At 47.8% G+C, this 16,653-nt stretch carries 14 protein-coding genes; 4 read left to right on the plus strand and 10 right to left on the minus strand.

What is annotated here, in order from left to right; translation table 11 throughout:
* Nucleotide 1 precedes the first annotated feature (1 nt).
* Together C3B51_RS20820 and C3B51_RS20825 are read right to left on the minus strand one after the other, a co-directional pair.
* Nucleotides 2–973: a sensor domain-containing diguanylate cyclase gene (locus tag C3B51_RS20820; protein ID WP_130246277.1), complete on the minus strand. Its 972-nt coding sequence runs from the start codon at nt 971–973 to the stop codon at nt 2–4.
* A gap of 4 nt (nt 974–977) precedes the next feature.
* Nucleotides 978–1,982: a response regulator gene (locus tag C3B51_RS20825; protein WP_125716379.1), complete on the minus strand. Its 1,005-nt coding sequence runs from the start codon at nt 1,980–1,982 to the stop codon at nt 978–980.
* 203 nt (nt 1,983–2,185) lie between these two features.
* On the opposite strand from C3B51_RS20825, the gene tpx reads away from it, so the two are divergent.
* Entirely contained in the window at nt 2,186–2,773 is a 588-nt protein-coding gene (gene tpx / locus C3B51_RS20830; RefSeq protein ID WP_130246278.1) for a thiol peroxidase, read from the plus strand.
* Between the two features lie 48 nt (nt 2,774–2,821).
* On the opposite strand, the gene C3B51_RS20835 is transcribed toward tpx, so the two are convergent.
* Both C3B51_RS20835 and C3B51_RS20840 read right to left on the minus strand, forming a co-directional pair.
* Entirely contained in the window at nt 2,822–3,256 is a 435-nt protein-coding gene (locus C3B51_RS20835) for a GNAT family N-acetyltransferase (RefSeq protein WP_130246279.1), read from the minus strand.
* Between the two features lie 51 nt (nt 3,257–3,307).
* On the minus strand, nt 3,308–4,051 hold the full coding sequence (locus C3B51_RS20840; RefSeq protein WP_046006750.1) for a sporulation protein: 744 nt from the start codon (nt 4,049–4,051) through the stop codon (nt 3,308–3,310).
* A 214-nt stretch (nt 4,052–4,265) separates the two neighbouring features.
* Here C3B51_RS20840 and C3B51_RS20845 point away from each other — a divergent pair, with 214 nt between their 5' ends.
* Together C3B51_RS20845 and C3B51_RS20850 are read left to right on the plus strand one after the other, a co-directional pair.
* Entirely contained in the window at nt 4,266–5,837 is a 1,572-nt protein-coding gene (locus C3B51_RS20845; protein ID WP_130246280.1) for a cation:proton antiporter family protein, read from the plus strand.
* Nucleotides 5,838–6,121: 284 nt separating this feature from the next.
* Nucleotides 6,122–6,406, plus strand: a complete 285-nt coding sequence (locus tag C3B51_RS20850; RefSeq protein ID WP_125716374.1) for a hypothetical protein — start codon at nt 6,122–6,124, stop codon at nt 6,404–6,406.
* A gap of 56 nt (nt 6,407–6,462) precedes the next feature.
* On the opposite strand, the gene C3B51_RS20855 is transcribed toward C3B51_RS20850, so the two are convergent.
* The 6 genes from C3B51_RS20855 to ilvY form a co-directional block, all read right to left on the minus strand.
* The gene (locus C3B51_RS20855; protein ID WP_125716373.1) at nt 6,463–7,440 is read right to left on the minus strand and encodes a sterol desaturase family protein; all 978 of its coding nucleotides are present in this window, start codon (nt 7,438–7,440) and stop codon (nt 6,463–6,465) included.
* 108 nt (nt 7,441–7,548) lie between these two features.
* Nucleotides 7,549–9,777: a TonB-dependent receptor family protein gene (locus C3B51_RS20860; protein WP_240701941.1), complete on the minus strand. Its 2,229-nt coding sequence runs from the start codon at nt 9,775–9,777 to the stop codon at nt 7,549–7,551.
* A gap of 10 nt (nt 9,778–9,787) precedes the next feature.
* A complete protein-coding gene (locus C3B51_RS20865; RefSeq protein WP_130246282.1) occupies nt 9,788–11,062 on the minus strand; it encodes an imelysin family protein in 1,275 nt (424 codons plus the stop codon).
* A gap of 84 nt (nt 11,063–11,146) precedes the next feature.
* Nucleotides 11,147–12,973 (minus strand): DUF4856 domain-containing protein, encoded by a 1,827-nt coding sequence (locus C3B51_RS20870; protein WP_130246283.1) that lies wholly within the window; start codon nt 12,971–12,973, stop codon nt 11,147–11,149.
* 321 nt (nt 12,974–13,294) lie between these two features.
* Nucleotides 13,295–14,005, minus strand: a complete 711-nt coding sequence (locus tag C3B51_RS20875; protein WP_125716369.1) for a response regulator transcription factor — start codon at nt 14,003–14,005, stop codon at nt 13,295–13,297.
* A gap of 61 nt (nt 14,006–14,066) precedes the next feature.
* Complete coding sequence (ilvY, locus tag C3B51_RS20880) at nt 14,067–14,957, minus strand: HTH-type transcriptional activator IlvY (protein ID WP_046006758.1); 891 nt, start codon at nt 14,955–14,957, stop codon at nt 14,067–14,069.
* A 126-nt stretch (nt 14,958–15,083) separates the two neighbouring features.
* Between ilvY and ilvC the strand changes: the two genes are divergently transcribed.
* Nucleotides 15,084–16,556, plus strand: coding sequence for a ketol-acid reductoisomerase (gene ilvC, locus C3B51_RS20885; RefSeq protein WP_130246284.1), 1,473 nt, complete (start codon nt 15,084–15,086; stop codon nt 16,554–16,556).
* Nucleotides 16,557–16,653: the final 97 nt, after the last annotated feature.

Genomic DNA, 16,653 nt, shown 5'->3' on the forward strand with positions numbered 1-16,653 from the left:
ACTAGTGCGCCATTGACGGGTCGTAAACAGTAACGACATTACGGCCATTTTCCTTTGAGTGATACAGTGCAATATCCGCTGCTTCTATCCATTGCTCGTACTTTTCGAAATTGTCGTCGCAACAGGCAATCCCCAAACTCACGGTGAGCTTTATCTCTTTGTCGTCATAATAAATGACTGAGTTTTCAATCAAGCTGCGCAATCTCTCTGCAAACACTTTGGCTCCCTCAGCGTCAGTGTCGACCAAAGTGACCGCAAATTCTTCGCCGCCATAGCGCCCTGCCACGTCTGTCTCACGTAGGGTCTTTTGCAGCAAATCTGAGATATGGCGAATGGCCTCATCACCGCCACTGTGGCCATAGGCATCATTGATGCGCTTGAAGAAGTCTATGTCAAACATCAGCAAGCTACTGCTGCCATGACTGCGCTGTAAGCGTTTAAACTCCGTTCTTAAGCTTTGCTCCCAGTACCCCCGATTGGCCAGCTTAGTCAGGCTGTCTGTTCGGCTCATTTTTTCCAGCTTTTTATTAACCTTTTCAAGCTCGAGCTTATTCATGGCTTCGTCGGTAACGTCGTATATGATCACACAGATGTGTGCCACTTCACCGGTCACGGTCGTCAGTGGAATAAAAGTCGCGTTCTGATACATATAATCTGCTTTGCCTGTTATCGGCCGATAATTCTTAAAGCGGAAAATGTAGGGCTGCTGCTCCCAGATTGTAAACGAGCGGTTTTTCAGCACGAAAACAGGTTCAGACTTACTTTTAAACCAGGCTTCATCAATGCTGGGAAATAAATCAAAGACATCTTTGTCTTTCACAGCGCTTGGTAATAACCCTGAATGGTTTTCCATAAACCCATTCCAAACACACACTCGATAATTCCTGTCCAGCACGACCAGGCCAACATCCACTGTGTTAAACATATCCATTAACCAATGGATCTCATTCATGTCAAAATCAGATGCAGGCATAATTCTAATCTTCTAGCAGATACTCAACTTTGTATTTGAGTGTTTTAAGTGAGTCTTCGGTAAACAACAACATTAAATCGCAGTTGATGTCGTGATTTTCAATTCCATAACTAATTTCAATGGCTAAGGTACGTTGCCAACGCGCTTTGTTCGCTTTCACCAGCTCAGAGACTTCGCAGTGCTGACCCAGTACCACGGGATGGCCCTGGCTAAATGGCATATCAAGCTGCTTTGACAGACCGGTCAATATGGCACCTATCAAAATGTTGCTAATGTCCATCAGCAACTCAAGCTCAACTTTTTGGTTCAGCTCGCCCTGATAGCTCATCAAAGAGGCAATTTCTTTAAAACTTGAGTCGTTGAGCAACAGCAGCGCTTCGCCCGACACCCCACCACCAATAAAGCCCTGGCATACGCCCGATGTGGTTGCGCTGGCATCGATGGCTTGCAGTGCCATATGCAGCTCATTGACTTCCAAGACGTTTACATTGGGGATGGGTAATTCTACGAAGACATTCAATAACCGGGCCAGCAAGTCACCCGCCTGCCCCATAGCGACATTGGTGATCTCCTGGTAAATATCACGGATTTCAGGCTCAAGTTGCTCACCGAGCTTATGTACCAGGTTAGCCCGAATGGCTTTGTCTTTGATCCCATGATGCGTGATTATCTCTTCGAGTTTTGCCGCATCACAAGGCTTTCGAATAAAATCTATTGCACCCAGTTCCATAACTCTTTGGTGCGCATTTGGCTGGATATCTCCAGAGACGACGACTGTCAAAACATTCAATCCTTGTTCGTTTATTGCTTGTAAAACCTCATATCCATCCATGTGAGGCATGTTCAGGTCTAAAAACAGAATCTCGGGAGAGACCGCTTTTATCTTTTCAATGCAATCCAGGCCATGCTCAGCAAATTCCACTTTAATATCCCAGTCGTCCGGCAATGACCGCGCCAGTTGCCGGCGAGCCAATTTAGAATCATCGCATATCAGGACAGGTGTTGACATAAAAGCTCTCTTCGCTTATCGACTAACTTGTTGTAAGAAGTCGAAAAATTTCTAATTATAGTTATGACATAGCAGCATTTACTGGAACTACATGTTAATCAAAGCTCGGCCGATTTACAATCCAATTTACTGCAAAGGTTGGTTATATAATTCCAGTATAATACACTGGCGAGAATTGCAAAAAATTAAAAAGGGAATACGTTATGCGAATCATATCCTTGCTCGCTGCCTCGTTACTGACGCTGGCTAATCCATCATATGCCAACGAACTGCCAGAAAACCAGGTTGACGCAGGCAAAGTCAGTGCTCAGGGTAAACCTGTAACCCTGCTGGGTCAGGGCATTCGAGTGGGTGACACAGCCCCTGATTTTAAGGTGGTCGATGGCAATTTTGTACCTGTTACTTTGGCGAACTATCAGGGTAAGCCGGTCATGATCAGCGTGGTGCCAAGCCTGGATACCGGGATCTGCAGCTTACAAACTAAGTACTTTAACGAAAAAGTGGCCAAAGAGTTTGCCGGTGTTGCGATGCTGACGATCAGTGCCGATCTACCATTTGCCCAAAAGCGCTTTTGTAAAACAGAAAACATCGACCAGATTGATACGCTATCAGATTCGGTATGGCGTGATTTCGGTGCTAAATATGGCCTCTATATCAAAGATATGGGGCTGTTAAGCAGAGCAGTTCTGATCTTAGATAAAGATCACAAAGTAGTGTATAAGCAACTCGTTAGCAATCTGGCCAGCGAGCCGGACTATCAGGGTGCCATCGAAGCTCTAAAGCAGCTCTAACGAGCGTAGTGGGTGCAAAGTCAATACGTAAAGCTTTGCACCAACTCACTAAGGCAAGATCATGTCTATGTGTTCAATGCCATCTTCCAGATACGCCTCACCGCATGGCTCGAAGCCAAAAGACTGATAAAACTGGGTAAGGTAAGTTTGTGCGGCAATCTTAATAGGCAGCTGTCCGTAGTGGCTACGGCAGGTCTCTATCGCCCGGGTCATCAGGGTTTGCGCAACCCCCTTACCCCGACTTTCAGCCGACACCAGTACTCGCCCAATTGCGCAGGAAGCGGCGTCTGGTTTGTAGCAACGTGCGTAAGCCTGAAGCGCGCCTTCGTGTGCTGAGAAAACATGGAGGGTGTCCGGTGCCTTATCGATATCATCCACTTCCTGGTAGGCACAGGCTTGCTCAACCACAAACACGGCAACTCGAGTCTGAAAAATAGCGAAGAGCTCGTCGTGTGACAGCTGATAAAAAGTTTTAACTTGCATGAGGTTTATCACTGTGGGTAAGGTACGCCTCTGACGAGGCGTAGTAATAAATCAGGCGAATAGCCTTTCGAGCTGGTCGCACAACTGAGACAGGTTAACGTGGTCATGCTCAATGGTCAGGTCGACATAACCATCGCCACGAAAAGCTCTGTCGAGCTCAATCAGTACATGGGTACGGTGTGCTTCCGGGACAAATGACAATTCAACTTCCTGCAGACCAAACAAAGAGGTACTGGCAGGACGATACTCAATTTCCTGATAACAGCCAGAGACTGACTGAAAATTCGACGCTTTCAAATAACCACGCTCAACGTCTGCTTTAACCATCCTAAAGCCAAGTTTCTCCATGGCCAGTAAGCAGTTTTTAACCGCTTCATTGGGATATATATGAAGCAGATCCTTATCGCTTGGATCTAACGCCAGGTCAATATCTAAGCCAGTTTCCAGCCAAACATAACTGTGATTATACGGTGCATTAATTTCCGTGATCGGTGTTTCAGAATGCAACCGCGCTTCAAATGGGATCACTTTTTTCTCACCGGGTGCTATGGTGAACTGACTGCCAACACGCCACTTTTCAATGACCTGACTTGCGTAGTATTCGCCATTTTCGCCCTCGACCTTCACTTTCGTCATCAGTGCTAACTCTAAGCCACTGATCTCTTGCTCTACATCGCCACCCAGAACCACGATCTGCGCCTGGAATTTCTGGCCAGGATGCAGGTGTTCTGTTTCTAAAATTGTATCTACTTTCGCGGCACCAATACCTACGGATGCCAAGAGCTTTTTAAACATCTTATCTCCTCTCGAGGATGTCCCCTTATCCGCATCTTAACCACATTTTTTCAGCTTTGTCAGCGAAAATTTATGGTAATCAGTTAAATAGTTGACGATAAACTACAAAACATCCACTTTATGACACTTGTTAGTCACTCAGGTTACTAATTTTTCATTTATAAATCAGTTTGTTTTGTTACACTGCTATCACCTACGACTTGACTGAATCACTATGGAATTACTGTACTTTGCCGTTGCCTTTGCCTGTGGCTTTTCTGTTTATCAACTCAAACTTCCGCCGCTGATTGGCTTTTTGTTAGCGGGGTTTGTGCTTAACCTGTTGGGACACAGCAGTACCGACTTGCTCACTCAACTGGCTGATTTAGGTGTGACCCTACTGTTATTCAGTATTGGTTTAAAACTGAAAGTATCCAATCTGATTAAGCCTCAGGTTTGGGCACCCGCGAGCCTGCACTTAGTCACTAGTATTGCCTCTTTTGCCTCTTTATTACTGATGTTAGGCGCATTTGGCTTACCTTTATTTGTCGACCTGTCGTGGCAAAGTGCTTGCTTGGTAGGCTTTGCATTTAGTTTTTCCAGCACCGTATTTGCAGTCAAAGTACTGGAAGAGCGCGGAGAAATGGCCAGCCTGCATGGTAAAATTTCCATCGGGATCCTGGTTATGCAGGATATTTTTGCGGTCATATTCCTGGCCATCAGCACAGGTAAGTCGCCGAACCTGTGGGCACTTGCCCTGCTGGTTGGCTTACCCTTGTTACGGCCACTTTTGTTCTGGGTATTGAACCGCTCTAAACACGGCGAGTTGTTGCCGTTATTTGGCTTTTTCTTTGCACTGGTGCTCGGCTATCACGGGTTCGAATTCGCGGGCCTGAAAGGCGATCTGGGCGCACTGATCATCGGTATGCTATTTGCGCCGCATAAAAAAGCGGGCGAGCTGTCGAAGGCTTTGCTCAACGTCAAAGATATTCTATTGGTTGGTTTTTTCCTGAATATAGGTCTCAATGCCAATATCTCTCTTGAAGCTGTGCTGATCGCTGTGTTGCTGGCAGTCGTGTTGCCCGTCAAAGTGTTTATTTACTATCTGTATACCAACATGTTCAGATTGCGTGCCCGGACCTCCCTGCTCAGTGCCTTTACACTGTCAAACTACAGTGAGTTTGGCCTGATCGTCTGTGCAGTTGCCGCCAGCAGTGGCATGATCACGGCCGACTGGCTTGCCGTAGTTGCGCTGGCAGTTTCAGTTACATTTGTTCTGGCCACTCCGCTCAATAAAAAGGCGAATGAAATCTATGTCAAACTGGAACCATTACTGATCAAGTTCGAAAGCGATAAGCGACTAGAAGAAGAGCTGCCGGTTAACCTGACCGACACGCGGATAGTCATCTTTGGCATGGGCCGCATTGGTACCGGTGCTTATGAGACGATACACGCCACCCACCCTGGCTCCGTGGCAGGTGTCGACATCAAGCCTGAGGTGGTTGAAAAGCATATCAGCCTGGATCGCCGTGTGCTACTCGCTGATGCAACTGACCCCGATTTCTGGCAGCGGGTAAACCACTCCAATGTTGATATGGTCATGCTGGCCATGCCCAAGCACATGCAAAACATTTACGCGCTTGAGCAGCTAAAAGCATCCGGTTTCTCAGGTCAGGTCACCGCCATCGCAAACTACCCGGACCAACAAAAAGAACTTGAAGATTTGGGCGTACATTCAACTTACAACTTCTATCTTGAGGCCGGTAGCGGCTTCGCAGAACACGTGAAAGAAAAATTATTTTCATAGTCGAAAAAATAATTCTCAGTATCAATAGCGGTACTGAGAATTATTTCTAATTCCGCATCATGCACTTGCATCTAGACGTCTAAAAATCAGGCACATAACTCTGGGTGTTTTGTAACTACACGATTTACAAAGCTTTACATCATCGTTGGTAATTGCCCCTCAATTCGAAGTACACTGACCTCAGTAGGTTAGTTGCACTAATCTATTTTCTCAATTTAAATCTGGTACTTATACCCCTCAATCAGGAACATTGAGCGGGGACGATATTATTCGGGAGGGCACGCATGTTAAAAAATAAATCGGCTTCTTACTTTCCAGCAGCGGTGGATGATGTAAACGCGGGCCCGCTCGCAAAATTGCAAGCGCAGTTGGATGCTATTCAAGATTCAGGAATGACAGCGTTGACAATTAGGGACATACTTTTTCATAAAATGCTAGACATGCATGCAGTACCTAAAGAACACTTTTTACGCGATCAGGCAACGCCTGACCGCTTAGACGACCCAGCCATTATTGAGCAACTAAATGAGTTGGGTTTCTATCGCACCTCACCAAATCAGGTACACTAAGTTTCAATTTATGGGAGCCTACTCTCCCTTATAGGCTGGCAATGCCCGTCGCCAGCCTATTTCTCTCTCTTCACTACTCCATGCGCGCGTTTTGGCAATAGACTCAACCACGCTTCTCGCAGCGGCTTCAAATAGATTGCACTCAAGCTATCATGGCCCGCATCGTATCGACCGACACCAATTTCAATGTCCCTGACTTGCGAGGCACGGATCAGTGAGCGTCCCAGCCGGTCCCAGATAGCCAGCGCTGACCCTAAGTTAGTATCAAAATGCGCCGGATCGGCACTGTGGTGGATCTGGTGTTGTGCCGGGCTGATAAACCAGTTTTCTACCTTGTCTCCCCAGCTTAGCCAGATATGTGAATGGCGCAGATTCGAGCCACAGATGTTAAACAAAAAGACAAATGCATTCGCCCCCAAAATATCAAACATACTCAGCGCGGTGCCAAAGACAAAATAGCCCAGTCCAACCACAATTCCCTGAGTCAGCGCCATCCTGCATGCATACAGATAGCTTTCAACCGGGTGAGAGCGGTAGATGGTAAACGGCGTCAGTACTTTTGCCGAATGGTGTACTTTATGGAATTCCCATAAAAATGGAATTTTATGTAGCGCCAGATGCAACAGGTAGCGGGTAAAATCATCGACCAGAAACAGCATCAGAGTAAACAGAAAAATGACCACAGACTCATCCCAGGCCAAATGTAACGGGGCGCCAAATAACCATTCCAGCGCATCTGAAACAGCAATCGCAACTGGCACCATAGTCAGGACGATAGGCGCAAAGGTCAGTGCTTTGATCAGCTTGTTAACCACAAATAAACCGTAGTCCAGTTTGGCACTGTCTGATAGCCAGACATCGCGAGGAAACAGAAAACCCAAAAACCCTTTCAGTGAACGAGGGCCGTGCAATTTGCTGTAGACCAGGCCTGCCATCAACACGGCACTGAGTAAATACAACCAGTAAATGCGTTTATTTGCATCCAGTAAGTAACCGGGCAAAGAAGACAAGCTTTGCCAGAGCGTTTCTACCATAAAATGGACAGACTCCTGTAAAAAAGGCCGCTGATTAGCGGCCCTGTAAGTATACGCAATTATGCCAGATACACAGCTGAATGTGCATCTGGCACAGGCTCATTCGAGTTAGAATGAATACTTATAGCCCAGCGAAAACTGGCGAGGTTTGCCCGGTCGAGCCCCGTAAGGACGACGACTGACAATCTTCGTTTCGTCCAGCAGATTATCCACCTTGGCGTACACCTGGCCATATTTACCCAGCTCATAAACCGCTGACAGATCAACGGTTGTAATCGCCGACACTTCTTTGCCCTCAAGTACCAGGTTGTAGCTACCAGTCGGCGCATTCGCGTCTGTGCCGCTATCCCAGCTACGCCCTGCCGCTTCCGACATAGAACCCACATACTTTACCGCCAGCGATACACGCCAGTCCGGTGCCGAAACACCAATGTTAAAGCTGGCCTGATGCTCTGGCAGATAAGGCAGCTCATCGCCGCTTTTCACATGGCCCCATTGCGCAAAGTTCGTGTATCGGTCATTTTTGAATTCACCTTTGGTATAGGTGTAAACAAAGCCATAAGGGATATCTATCTGCAGGTTCAGTGGGTAGCGCTGACTGAACTGAGCTTCCAGTCCGTACACATGTGCTTCACCGCCGTTAAACTCTCTGCCCACTTCCAGAGCACCACAGTTAGACTGGCCGCAGCTCTCTTTCAGATTGCTGTAATCATTAAAGAAGCTGACAACTTCAAGCTGGGTCACCCCATCGTTAAAGCGTCCACCAAATTCATAGTTGGTGCTTCTCTCGATTTCGATATCCACGGACTGCTGCGGCGATGCCGGAGAGAACCCCTGATGAACACCGAATAAAATACCTGAATCTTCCGATAACTGATAAAAACCACTCATGCCAGGTAGCCAGATGCGCGTGGTTTTATTCTGCCAGTCATCCACATTCGCATTATTCTGATAGGCCATGTCCATCAGCTCGCCACGCACACCCAGGCCCAAAGTCAGGGCATCGATTGTCACCTTGTCTTCAAGGTAAACAGACCAGGCTTGGGTATTTTCGGTATTCTGAGAGGTATAAACCTTATCCAGTCCAAGGTTAAAGGCACTGCCGTCTCTCATCCCGTAAGTTTCTTTGAAGTGCTTACGCTCAATCTCATCTTCATGGAAGCGCACGCCGAACGACAAGGTATTGTCGAGGCCTCCCAGTTGAAACTTCGCAGAGCCATCTACCTGGATCCCTTGCGAGAAATACTCACGATCATTAGTACCCATCGACAGATAGTTCGGACGACCATTATCAGCAATAGAGTCTGCCGTGCCACTGATCACCTGATACAGACGTTGATATTGCTCATCTTCCGGGTTGGCCAGGATCTCAGATAAAGTCGCATCCGTGTTGGTCAAGCCATCAAGCTTGAGCCAGGCACGTTCATAGTCATTACGATACACCCGGGAAGTCAGGCTTACGTCCTGAAACTTGAGGTGATGAGAAAACATCACCTGGGTGTGCTTAGTGTCCATATTGTCGGGCTGAGACGCGGCATAACGACGATAAGGTGTGGCATCGAAGTCTGCATCAGTCAGGCCCAGATACGTTTCATTGGACAGCTCATCCGCATAACTGAGCTTAAGCCCAAAGGTGTGCTCAAACTCACCTTGCTGTAGTTTGTAGTTAAACTTGGCCAGCAAGTCATTTTTCTCAAACCCGGTATCTGCACCACCATCCAGGTCTTTAAACCCATCCGCTTGCAGATTCACGCCTTCGAGCAAGAAGCCAACGTTGTTAACCACTGAGCCGAAGTAAGCATGCGCTTTGCTGTAGCCATCACTGCCCGTTGCCAAGTCAATGGCACCTTCAGAAAACTCAGGGACAGCACGCGTAACCAGGTTCAGCGCCCCGGCAACAGACTGAGGACCATGCTTAATCGCCGCCGGCCCTTTGAATACTTCAACGGCCGTCATACGGGTTGTTACCGGAAAATAATAGGCTGCGGGTGCTGAATAAGGCGCCGGGCCAATCAGTACACCATCTTCCATAATGGTAATTTTCTTACTCCGCTCCGGGGTAACACCACGAAAGCCAATGTTAGGACGAAGGCCATAGCCATCTTCCTCACGGATATTGACGCCCGGCACAGAAGCTAAAATACGGTGAATATCGTCGTACTCAAATTCAGCCAGCTGCTCTTCGCTAAGCAGTGTTGCAGAGCCTGCCTCAGTACGTAGTTTATCGTAATGACTCAGGATCTGAATGTGCTCCATGTCGTCATTTTTTGCATCATCATTTGCCAGTGACTGAGGCGCAGCAAGCGCCACAGCCATGGCCAACACAGATCGTTTCATCATGAACCCTTTAGTCATTGTCACCTGCCGATGTTTTTGGAAGTTCCAGAGCCAGTTTTTGGATAAAGTCATTCTTAAGCTGATCGGTCACATCTTTGACCTTAGCATGGGTGTTTGTCACCCCGGCAGTGTCCTCTTCCAAGGCTTGCTGCAAGCTGCCATTGAGTGCCTCTGTCGCAGCTTTGGCATCAGCTATCCCCTGCAACATGATTTCTTTGGTCTGGCTGGCATCCTGTTCATCAAGGAAATCATCAAATCCGGTGGTGTCTTCACTGTCTGTGCCCTGGCCCAGGAAAATTTGCTCAAAGGCAGCAATGTTAGCCTGGATATTCTCTAAAGAGTGTTTGGCAAACTGTGATTCGACTGCCTGCGGGCACACCTCAGTGCCGCACTGGTTCGCAAACAAGCCCAGTGGCGTTGCCAGTTTGTAATCTTTCAGCTCTTCCGTCATATAGAATAAGGCATCGGAGATCAGGTTAACGGCCTCGGTGACCGTGCTAAATTCACTGCCTGCCTCACCGGCATTTTTAAGCTTAGCCGCATAGCCTTGCTCGCCCGCCCACTCGAACATCAAGCGTTCTGAGGTTTCTTTTAGATCAGTCGACACCGCGACCGCATACTGACAACGCATTGTGCGTCGTTGCTGCTCATCAAGCGTATTCCACCGTGCCAGGATGTCGCCACTAGCCGCAGCTGAGCAGCTGTGATTTAAATCGTTATTGAACAGCAAGTACTCCAGAGCATCCAAACCACGACGTTTATCGCTGCGTTTGCTGATGTCGTAAGGCACGCCATTGATGTCGCCCTGTGCAAAATAAGCCACATCCTGATCGACATTACAGTAGTTGGTATCCGGCCAGGAATAGATATCTTTGCGCAATGCTTTGTCATCGGCCAGCAATGGACCGACAATCATTAGTTCAGCATGTTGCCAGCTCACCATCGCTTCTTTCCAGCCATTTTGCGCAGCAAGCTTCGCTTCATCTCGTGCCGCTTTGGCCGCTTCGTCCTGCAAGGTTGGATCAAATGTACTTTCGAGGTCGCAATAGGCTTTCACTATCGCCGGCTGTGCGCTGGCTTTGTCTGCAAACTGCTGGAACGTGGGGGTAAACACATTGTCGGTCAGGTTAGCAACCAGCTTTTTCTGATCGAACGTCGTGGGCTCTACCACCGGCGTCCCCTGATTATATCCCGGGCCCGCAGAGCTGGAGGTACTTTCGCCACATCCGCTTAATGCCAAACCAATGGCCGTTGCCAGTAAAATAGGTCTGGGGTGTATTCTCATTATTTGCCTCAAATGAATAGTCTAGATACGCAAAAGGCTAGCAAACATTGCTAACCTTTTGACAGTTCGGTGAATCGTTATAACTTACCAGTTAGCAACATTCTCTGCATCAAATTCGTAAACAGCCTGAAGGATATCACGCGCCTGATCCAGCTTCTCAATGTAAGCATCAACGTCATTTGGCTCGATCACAGGTTGTGTACCCATCAGCTCATGCATTTTTTCAAACTGACCGACATTGCCCTCGGCGTAGAAAGGCGAGTGACGGTTAAACTGGAAGTTCAGTGCAAAGCCTTTCATTTCTGACCAGTGCTTAGCCAGAGTCGCGAAGTCTGATGCTTTGTACTCACCCGCAGTCACACCTGCCTTCAGTGTTTGCAAGTCTTTTGTTGTGTCGTTGATGTAGTGTACAACCGTAGCAGCAATGGCTTTTTCCCACGCCAGTAATGCCGCTTTCGCATGGCCTTTCAGCGTTTCCATTTGCGCATCGCTCAGTGCACCCTCAGTTGAGTTAATCAACTTACGGCCGTTGTAGAATGCTTCAAATGCTTCTTTGGTGAGGTCAGTTGGCTTAGCATTGTCTACAGTACCACGGTCACGCTTGGCGGCGTTGGTCGAGTTACCAAAGTTGTACTCTGAATTGAAGTCGATTTTGCCATCGCCATTGGCGTCGTTATAGCCCGCACTGAAACCGTCACGGCCGCCTTTACCGGCAATCTCGTCATCCGAGTAGCTCATGTAGTTACGCGCTGCACCAAAGTAACCGAAGCCTTCGTCCCACTGGTGCTCAAGGTTGGTGTAAGCTTTACCTTCAACCGCTACCGTATTGTCGGTCAGCAGGCCTTTACCTTCTGTATCGTAATCTAGGTAATCATCGGCCGACTGAGAGAAAGCCAAAGCACCGTACAAGAACTTTTGGATCATCTGATTCAAATCAACACCGGTTGGTGTGACATACACTGTATCGATTTGGTCTTCACCCGGCGCGAATGCTGCACCATTATTGACCAATGCGGCATTTTCGGCCAACATTGCAAACAATTGTTCAACGACTAACTCAGGTACCGGCGTTGTATTACCTTCAGGTACTTCAACGTCCCACCCTGCAAAGTCTTCTGCCTTAGACCAAGTACCTTTGTACTGGCCTTTTGCGTCGTTACCCGCAACTTTACCGCTCAGGTTTTTGTGCGAAGATGAAATCGCGTACAAGGTAGTCTGCTTAGCAGTTGGTTCTGCAGTGGTAACCGTCAGTGGGCGGCTTTCCCAAACACTTTCATAATTTTCTTCAGAAACCGCATAAAACTTATTGAGCTCTGTTAAAATGGCATCTTTGCCTTTTTGCGAGACAGTCACAAACTCGTCGCTCTTAATATAGTTAAATAGCTCTTTGATCAACACATGGCGGGCAATCTGACCTGAGTAAGCAACACTCGATTTGCCTTCCTCAAAACGGCTGATGAAGTCGTAGTCCATTTCTACATCAATAACCTTAAACGTTACGTCAAAGCTCTTCTCATTTTCGCCGCTATCAGTCACAGTTACAGTTACAGTTACCGATTGTTCTTGCTCATAATCCAGGTAATGGTCAGCTTTAAGTGCAAGAATGCCGCCTTCTTTTATTTCGAAACGCTCATCAGAAACTGTGATTGTGTGCTTCTCGTCGTCGCTGTCAGTCACTGATAAAGTGCCAATCTCCACCGCAACCATGTTTTCAGTCACTGTGACTTCGGTTGCGTCTGCATCCTTACTCTTCAAAGTTACAGCGGTAGGCGCTGCATTCGTGGGTGTGGTTGGTGTGGTCGGATCCGGGGTCTGAACATTGTTGTCATTTGAGCTTGAACCGCCACAGGCAGTCAGACCTAAAGTGGCAACTAAAATAGAAGTAGCTAGCAGAGATTTTTTGAAAATCATTGAGCATTCCTTAATAAAGCAATGTTAAAAATTATTCTTAGTCGCGTTAAGTATACACCGCTTTAAATAGCAATCAATTCTATTTACGTTGCTAAATGCACGATTTAGATCAAGGAATACGCAGATTTATCCGCTTTGAGATACGGCAGGATATGACTTGGATGTTGGAAAAATTCACATAACAATATGATATATATGAACTATAATATCTCTTTAAGGATAAGCAGACACCGCCAGGAGTTGGCTATGTACAATCGAGAACGAATGGATAGTTCGAATAATTGGAACTATCCATTGTGGAAATTTCGCCAATATGTGACTTTACTCAAGGGTTAACCAGGCATCTTTTACAAACAAATAACCTTTACGCCAAACCGTTTTAATTTTTTCTGCGCCCACTGCCGTATCCCCCAGCTTTCTGCGCAAGCATGAAACACGCACATCTACGGTGCGGCTGTTAGCCTGATAATGCTGCCCGACGACCTTTTTGTAGATTTCTTCGCGACTGACGACCTCAGGCGCACGCGAAGCCAGCAACCACAACAACTCAAACTCATGACTGGTCAAACTAACCGGTTGCTGGGCCAGTGACACACTGCGCTCGTTCAGGTTCAGGTATAGCTGACCAAAGTGCAGCTCGGTTGGGCTGTCAGACCTGGCTGCCAAAAGAGATGGGCGCTTACGTACTAAAGCGTCAAGCCGGGCTCGCCATAACCGGGGTTTAGCCATACTTGGAATCACATCATCGGCGCCCAGCTCCAGCATGAGACTTTGCAGGTCTTCATTGTCCTCGTCCAGAGAAACCATCAGAGGCGCGTCGAAGCAGCTTTTGAGTGTGTTGATGGTGTCGTACTGAGCACTGGTTGCCAGCGCCTGACCAATTATTATGCTATCTACCTGCTGAGCCGGATACTCTTTACTGGTTGCCTCATGAATATTGATAAACCGCATGGTAAAGCCATGCTGTTGCAGTGCCTCAAAAGGTGCGATGCTGTGTCCTTTTTCATCTTGTGCGATTAATACCGTTGACACGAAAAAGCCTCGTTCGAACTATTTATGCGGCTAGTCTAGTGGACTTAGCTGAACAAACGCTTTACGCAGCAAACAAACGTGCGGCAACCCGAAATAAAGCACTGACCACAGGGTCCTGAAGGCGCTTCTTCTTACATACCAGACCAATTTCTATTTCTTCGCTTTGCAACCCCAGTGTCTGTACCTGGTTTCTAAAGGGACTTTGCTCTAACACCACTTCAGGGACATAGGCAACACCAAAACCCAAACTGGTCAGCGCCACCATGGCTTCATGACCCGACACATGCGCATAGATTTTGGGTTGCAGCGCTTTTTTCTTGAAAAACACATCCAGGCGCTCTTTCAGAACACCATGTTCCGGCACAATAAAAGGCACCTGGTGCCAGGGCAACTCGCCGCGATGCTGCGCCAGTAAGTCACTCAACGGGCATTTCATTGTCGGGGCAATAAACAGCAGCCTTGAGCGGCCAATACTGAGATACTCCAGACCCTGTGGCAGATTGCGAGGCCGAACGGCCACGGCCACATCAACCACCTCTCCTTGCACCTGTGCGATAGAGTTGGCTGGGTCGCCGGTCAACAAATTCAGTTCAACCTGCGGAAAGTCCTGACGATACCGTGCAAACAGGTCATAAATAAAGCTATAGGAAGCGGTGACAGAGCAAAACAGGCTCAGCTCGCCGCTCAGCGGCTTGTCTTCATCCAGGCACTCGCTTTTAAACTGACGCCAGCTTGCCAGTGTCGCCTGTGCATACTGAATAAACGCCTGCCCTTGTGGTGTCAGAGCGACACTGCGATTATCACGAATAAATAGCGGCGCCCCGACCTCCTCTTCCAGCTGCTTGATCTGACGGCTTAGCGTTGGCGGGCTAATGTAGCAGCGCTCACTGGCGCGAGAAAAATGCAGCGTGTCCGCCAGCGCCAGAAAGTACTTTAGTTGTTTGTGGTCCATCCTGTAGTTACTCAGTATATTTCATAATGTGAAATACAATAGTTTAAATATATCATTTTACGCAACTTAAACTTATCACTAGTCTAGAACCTATCTCTTATTCAGACCAATCAGACAGGATAAATCATGGCGAACTATTTCAACTCATTGCCGCTGCGCGAGCAACTGGCCCAGCTGGCTCAGTGCCATTTCATGGACCCTAAAGAATTTGCGGACGGCGTGAACGTCCTGCTTGGTAAAAAGCTGGTGATCATCGGCTGTGGCGCTCAGGGTCTGAACCAGGGCCTGAACTTACGTGATTCAGGCCTGGATGTGAGCTATGCGCTGCGTCAGTCAGCCATTGACGAGAAGCGCCAATCGTTTTTGAATGCCAGTGACAATGGCTTTGAAGTCGGCACCTACGAAACCCTGATCCCGCAGGCTGATCTGGTGCTGAACCTGACCCCAGATAAACAACACTCGGCGGTTGTTGAAGCGGTGATGCCGCTAATGAAACAAGGTGCGACACTGGCCTATTCACACGGCTTCAATATTGTCGAAGAAGGCATGCAGGTACGTGAGGACATCACCGTCATCATGGTTGCCCCTAAGTGCCCGGGCACTGAGGTGCGCGAAGAGTACAAACGCGGTTTTGGCGTACCAACGCTGATTGCGGTACACCCCGAAAATGATCCGCAAGGCCATGGTCTTGCACAGGCAAAAGCCTATGCCGCAGGCACGGGTGGCCACCGAGCCGGCGTACTTCACTCTTCATTCATCGCCGAAGTTAAATCTGATCTTATGGGTGAGCAGACCATACTGTGCGGCATGTTACAAACCGGCTCATTACTGTGCTTCGATAAAATGGTCGAACAAGGCGTAGAGCCGGGTTATGCCTCCAAGCTGATCCAATATGGCTGGGAAGTGATCACCGAAGCACTCAAGCATGGTGGTATCACCAATATGATGGACCGCCTGTCTAACCCGGCAAAAATCAAGGCATTTGAATTGAGCGAAGAGCTCAAGACCATTATGCGTCCGCTTTACAACAAGCATATGGACGACATCATCAGTGGCGAGTTTTCACAGGGCATGATGGCCGACTGGCATGAAGATGATGCTAAGTTACTTAGCTGGCGTGCCGAAACTGCTGAAACCGCGTTTGAAAAACAGCCCAACTGTGAGCAAGAGATTGCCGAGCAGGAATTTTTTGACAATGGCATTTTGATGGTTGCCATGGTCAAAGCAGGTGTAGAGTTGGCGTTTGAAACCATGACCGCCGCGGGCATCATTGAGGAATCCGCCTACTATGAGTCTTTGCATGAAACGCCTTTGATTGCCAATACCATAGCACGTAAAAAGCTATTTGAAATGAACCGCACTATTTCAGACACGGCGGAATACGGTTGCTACTTGTACAACCATGCCTGTTTGCCGTTACTGAAGCCATTTATGGAAAAAATCGGTACAGATGTCATTGGTGAAGGGTTACCCGACAGCTCTAATGAAGTAGATAACCAGGCACTGATCAACGTCAATGCCGCTATCCGTAATCACCCGGTTGAAGTGGTTGGCAATACCCTGCGTGGCTATATGTCTGCCATGAAGAAAATAATCTAAGCAATTGAAAAATAGCAGGATAGCGCAGTTGAGCACTCGCTATTCTCCATTCTTTGCCATTTTAGTTCGCTTGTTAGAAACCAAGGCCCACCTGCTA

This window comes from Pseudoalteromonas rubra, from assembly GCF_004212645.1.
Taxonomy (GTDB): Bacteria; Pseudomonadota; Gammaproteobacteria; order Enterobacterales; family Alteromonadaceae; genus Pseudoalteromonas; species Pseudoalteromonas rubra_G.

Bases quoted from the DNA above. Each gene is read 5' to 3' on its own strand.
- C3B51_RS20820 (WP_130246277.1), bottom strand. From the start codon at position 973: ATGCCTGCATCTGATTTTGACATGAATGAGATCCATTGGTTAATGGAT.
- C3B51_RS20825 (WP_125716379.1), bottom strand. From the start codon at position 1,982: ATGTCAACACCTGTCCTGATATGCGATGATTCTAAATTGGCTCGCCGG.
- tpx (WP_130246278.1), top strand. From the start codon at position 2,186: ATGCGAATCATATCCTTGCTCGCTGCCTCGTTACTGACGCTGGCTAAT.
- C3B51_RS20835 (WP_130246279.1), bottom strand. From the start codon at position 3,256: ATGCAAGTTAAAACTTTTTATCAGCTGTCACACGACGAGCTCTTCGCT.
- C3B51_RS20840 (WP_046006750.1), bottom strand. From the start codon at position 4,051: ATGTTTAAAAAGCTCTTGGCATCCGTAGGTATTGGTGCCGCGAAAGTA.
- C3B51_RS20845 (WP_130246280.1), top strand. From the start codon at position 4,266: ATGGAATTACTGTACTTTGCCGTTGCCTTTGCCTGTGGCTTTTCTGTT.
- C3B51_RS20850 (WP_125716374.1), top strand. From the start codon at position 6,122: ATGTTAAAAAATAAATCGGCTTCTTACTTTCCAGCAGCGGTGGATGAT.
- C3B51_RS20855 (WP_125716373.1), bottom strand. From the start codon at position 7,440: ATGGTAGAAACGCTCTGGCAAAGCTTGTCTTCTTTGCCCGGTTACTTA.
- C3B51_RS20860 (WP_240701941.1), bottom strand. From the start codon at position 9,777: ATGAAACGATCTGTGTTGGCCATGGCTGTGGCGCTTGCTGCGCCTCAG.
- C3B51_RS20865 (WP_130246282.1), bottom strand. From the start codon at position 11,062: ATGAGAATACACCCCAGACCTATTTTACTGGCAACGGCCATTGGTTTG.
- C3B51_RS20870 (WP_130246283.1), bottom strand. From the start codon at position 12,973: ATGATTTTCAAAAAATCTCTGCTAGCTACTTCTATTTTAGTTGCCACT.
- ilvY (WP_046006758.1), bottom strand. From the start codon at position 14,957: ATGGACCACAAACAACTAAAGTACTTTCTGGCGCTGGCGGACACGCTG.
- ilvC (WP_130246284.1), top strand. From the start codon at position 15,084: ATGGCGAACTATTTCAACTCATTGCCGCTGCGCGAGCAACTGGCCCAG.